Source organism: Candidatus Magnetobacterium casense (genome assembly GCF_019173545.1).
Lineage (GTDB): Bacteria > Nitrospirota > Thermodesulfovibrionia > Thermodesulfovibrionales > Magnetobacteriaceae > Magnetobacterium > Magnetobacterium cryptolimnobacter.
On record NZ_JABXWD010000711.1, the window covers coordinates 1 to 1,249 of the forward strand.

Annotated in this window: 2 protein-coding genes; both read right to left on the reverse strand. The window is 51.0% G+C overall.

Features of this window, described 5'->3' with window-relative positions; translation table 11 throughout:
- The coding region (locus tag HWQ67_RS18970; protein ID WP_218254257.1) for a CHAT domain-containing protein at positions 1-808 on the reverse strand (808 nt) is incomplete at its 3' end.
- A gap of 49 nt (positions 809-857) precedes the next feature.
- Positions 858-1,037: a rubredoxin gene (locus HWQ67_RS18975; RefSeq protein ID WP_218254258.1), complete on the reverse strand. Its 180-nt coding sequence runs from the start codon at positions 1,035-1,037 to the stop codon at positions 858-860.
- Between the last annotated feature and the right edge of the window lie 212 nt (positions 1,038-1,249).

The window sequence follows — 1,249 nt, forward strand, 5'->3', positions numbered from 1 at the left end:
CCATATGGTAGGCAAACGACTCCGAGTTTGCCTTGTCATCGGCGCTACCGGTTGAACAGCCCGATAGAAATAGCACCTTTGGCGGAAACTCCTTGATCGCATCCCACAGCATAGCCGGAGAGACCTTCTGCAGCTTGCCAACCTCATCCTCCATGCAGAACACCGGCCCCATCTCCTTGTCCAGGCTGGCATGGCCCGTTATGTGGATGATGTCAAAGCCTCCGCTTGTTTTGTTTGTTAGCCCAAGCCCTGTAAAGCTGCCGGAGTCCTCTATCGTCATGTCAATATTGAAATTGCCCACGGTGTCAAAAATGCGCTCTTCTTCTTGTTCAAAGTTGAGGGTATTCTCTCTCAGGTTCGTTGGCGAGCAGGCCATAAATAGCATCCGGAGCGGCTCTTGTTTGGTCTCAACCTCAGCCAACTTCCCCCGGTCATCAACCAGCCGGATTATGTGGATGTTGTGGTTGGGCAGGACAAAGCTGCCGTTGTGCAACAACTCAAACGGTAACTGCGTCCACTCGTAGGGCGTCTGCACATACAGATGCGTATGCGCACCGGTGGCCCTGGCAGTGTCGATGAGCGCCTGAATCGTCCCCGCTCCACGATTGAGCAGGTCGTACAGCCGCCTTCCGAGGGCGGCTCCGGCGTTAGGGTCGTGACGCCACAGGTTCTTGCGTGTCTCCGCAAGGAGATCGGCAACCTCGGCAGCAGATATGTTATACGATAATGCGCCGTTGATATTGACGTTGCATTGGCCGCTCGCTGCCGGCGATATCGCTATGGTTATGCTACTTTGCCCGTTTGACATATTCTTTTGACATATTCTATAGTGGTTCAGTCTGCAACCGCTCTAATGCCTACAGCATCTCGTTAAACCGCGACACTCCAACGCCACACAAGGGACACTTCCACCCCTCAGGCAAATCCTTGAACTCCACCCCCGGCGGTATCTTTGACTTCTTATCCCCCTTTTTGGGATCGTATATGTAACCGCACAGACCACACACATAAACCTTTGATTCCTGAGCTTCCGACATAATATCTATCCTTCCTTTCTTGTTTGTTTAAATCATGTAACTAATGTTACAACCTTTAAATTATAAACGTCAAGGGTATCCTCTTTATATTTCAATGGTAACTATACTTTACTTTAAGGCAAGAAAGAAAGGGGCGGCTCCGCCCCCCTTCAGAACCCCCCGCAAGGGGACCAGTCCCCTTGACCCCATTTTACCATGCTTTTTTAAGAGGA

Excerpts from the sequence above, each read along its gene's own strand:
- HWQ67_RS18975 (WP_218254258.1), bottom strand. The coding sequence starts at position 1,037 with ATGTCGGAAGCTCAGGAATCAAAGGTTTATGTGTGTGGTCTGTGCGGT.